Source organism: Noviherbaspirillum denitrificans, from assembly GCF_002211445.1.
GTDB classification, from domain to species: Bacteria; Pseudomonadota; Gammaproteobacteria; order Burkholderiales; family Burkholderiaceae_D; genus Noviherbaspirillum; species Noviherbaspirillum denitrificans.
On the sequence record NZ_LSTO01000036.1, the window covers coordinates 1 to 2,868 of the forward strand.

Genomic DNA, 2,868 nt, shown 5'->3' on the forward strand with positions numbered 1-2,868 from the left:
CCCGCCGGTCGGAGCGGCCTGCTGGAAGCGGTTCAGGCGCAGGAATTTCTGGGAGAACGCCGGATCCGATGATGCCAGGTGAGGATCGTGGCAGGTGCCGCATTGCACTTGGCCAAGCCCGTTGGGGCCGGTCGGCTCGAGCGGCAGCATCGGCTTGTAGCCTTGCCCGCGAATGCCGATCACGCTGCCGGGCAGGGCGGGATTGATCATGTCGCGCTGCCCGTTGACGCCGGTGGTCAGCCGCGTCAGCTCGGTATCCTGCACGGCCAGCGCATCGTTGTAGGTGAAGGAAATCGGATGGTCGTTGGTGAGGTCGGTCCCGATGAGACGGGTAAAGCCGGACAACCCGCCCTGCGTGCCGGGAGGCATCTTGCCGGCATTCGTGTTGCCGTTGAGCGTGATCGCCTGGTTCTTGCCCTTGAGGACGTTCACATTGCCGAGCGCGACCATGCCGTCATGGCATGACAGGCAGAGCAGGGAGCTGCCGGCCGGCTGGTCGTTGAAGCCGAACGCCATGGTGTTGGCGTCGAGCGAGGACGAGGAATAGCGGACGTAGGTCGCATTCGACACGCTGCGGTTCCACAGCGGCCCCTTGATGTTCGAGCTGGCGTTGTGCGGCGTATGGCAAAACGCGCAGATCGCGGTTTCGCCGCCATCCGGTGCGCGAACATTGGAAAGATCGTTCGCCTTGCCAGTGCGTGACAGGTTATGCGGGGTATCGCGGATATTCGACTGCGGCGCCGAGAACGCCGTGCCCAATGCACCCGCCGCCAGCAGCGCCACACCGGCAAGCGATGCCGCCGCCCGCCAGAGACTCTTGCCTGTCCATCGTCTTTCCATTCAATTCCCCGCTCTTTTTTTTGTTGTCGGTACCGCCAGTTACGGCAACGGTGCGATCGGTTCGTTCGACAGCGCGCGTTTGGCCGCCTTGACGTTCCTGATCATGTTCTTCACGGACTCCGGCATCTTCTTGCTCTGCGTTGCCATGTCCTTCATCTGGTGCGACAGGTAGGAGTGGTTCATCAGGATGTCGAACACCGACAGCATGAATTCCTGCTTCCATGGCGTGAGCTTTTCGATGTTCTCGAACTTGTGCATGAAGAACTTCTTCGATGCCATCGCCAGTTCCTTTTCCACTTCCTCGACCGTCATGTTCGTCGGCTTGATCACCGGCTGCACCAGGTTGTACTTGCTGTAGTCGCGCGTGACCACGTAATCCTTCAGCTCCGGATACAGGTCGGCATACGGCCACGGCGCAATCGCCAGGAAGAAGGCCATGTCCGGGTCGTACATCTTGGCCAGCTCGACCGTTTCGGCGATCGACTCTTTCGTATCGGTCGGCATGCCGAGCACGAAGGACGTTTCCGACACGATGTCGGCCTGGTTGATCAGGTCGATGGCCTTGCGCGACTGCTCGGTCTTGGTGCCCTTGCGGAACAGGTTCAGCTTCGCCTGGTCGCCGGCTTCCACGCCGACGTAGATGTGCTCCACGCCCGCGAGACGGTACTTGTCCATGATGTCTTCATCGCGCACGATGTCGATCACCCGCGTTTCCATCAGCAGGCGCACACCCGGCTGGCGCTCGATCATCAGGTCGAGGATTCTTTCCCAGCGCGCGCGGTCCATGGTCGGCGTTTCGTCGGCCAGCATCGCCACCTTCACGCCGTACTTCTGGTGCAGCATTTCAAGCTCGGCAACGAAGGCTTCCGGGCTGCGCGTGCGCCAGCCGCGTTGCCAGAACAGCTTCTGCGAGCAGAACGAGCAGTTCTGCGTGCAGCCGCGCGAGGAGGACACGATCGCGAGGCGCGCATCGTTCTTTGCGCGGTACTTGTAGATCGGCCATTCGACCAGGTCCCACGCAGTGGGCAGCGCATCGAGGTCGCAGATCATCGGCGCGGCAGCGGTGGTGACCACGCCGCCGTCGCGCCAGAACGCGAGGCCGTTCACCTTGGCCGGATCGTCGCCGGCATTCAGGCAGTCGAGCAGCTTGACCAGCGTGTGCTCGCCTTCGCCGCGCACGACGAAGTCGATCACGTCATGGTCGGCCTGCAGCATCTCGTCGTAGCAGAAGGTCGCGTGCACGTTGCCGATCAGCGTCACGACCTCGGGATTGATGGTCTTGGCCAGGCGCAGCACGCCGATGGCCGCGAACACCGCCGCGGTGAACGCGGAAGAGGCGACCGCATCCGGCTTGAAGTCTTCCAGCCGCTTGCGGATCTGGTCCTGGTCGTGCCACAGCGCCATCGCGTCGTAGTAATCGACTTCGTAGCCGGCTTCGCGCAGTGCGCCCGCGACATAGACGAAGCCGAGGTTCAGCCAGGTGCCGGCGGATTCCACCACGCCGGAATGGTAGGGGGCGGTCACCAGCGCGACGCGCTTGACCTTCTTTGGTGCCTGTTTGCGCTCCGGCGACTTGCGCACGAAGCTGATGGGTTGTTCGATGAGGCTCATTTGTATTCAATCCTTATGACGGTAGGGTGCGCCTTGCGCACCATTCACTGCGTTCGGTTCATCCACGGTGCGCACGGCGCACACTACGAACGTTCCGCCAATGCTTCCGTCAACTGTTTTTCCGTTGTCTCTTCAATCGCCGAATCCGCCAGTTCCCCGCACGGGCAGGCAGGCGGCACCATCGGCGTGCGCGGCTTCAGCATTCCGGACTTGAAGCGAATCGAGAAATTCACATACGCCTCCAGGAACCGGAAAATCCGCTTGTCGCCCATCGGGCCGACCACGCGTTCGCTCGGCATCGCCGACACTTTCCCGTTTGCGTCGCGCTGCGCGCGGCCCACGATCTGGAAGTTGCCTTGTTCGTCGCACACGCCGAGGTTGTCGGTCTGCACCGCCAGCACGGTCGGCAGGTTCGCC

At 62.4% G+C, this 2,868-nt stretch carries 2 protein-coding genes and 1 pseudogene; all 3 read right to left on the reverse strand.

Going from position 1 to position 2,868, the window contains the following annotated elements; all coding sequences use genetic code 11:
* Positions 1-840 (reverse strand): annotated as a pseudogene (locus AYR66_RS27945) (cytochrome c3 family protein); the annotation flags it as partial.
* A 39-nt stretch (positions 841-879) separates the two neighbouring features.
* The gene (locus AYR66_RS27950) at positions 880-2,451 is read right to left on the reverse strand and encodes a B12-binding domain-containing radical SAM protein (protein ID WP_088710786.1); all 1,572 of its coding nucleotides are present in this window, start codon (positions 2,449-2,451) and stop codon (positions 880-882) included.
* A gap of 83 nt (positions 2,452-2,534) precedes the next feature.
* Positions 2,535-2,868 (reverse strand): hypothetical protein (locus tag AYR66_RS27955; RefSeq protein ID WP_206047389.1); only part of this gene is annotated, 334 nt, incomplete at its 5' end.

Bases quoted from the DNA above. Each gene is read 5' to 3' on its own strand.
- AYR66_RS27950 (WP_088710786.1), bottom strand. From the start codon at position 2,451: ATGAGCCTCATCGAACAACCCATCAGCTTCGTGCGCAAGTCGCCGGAG.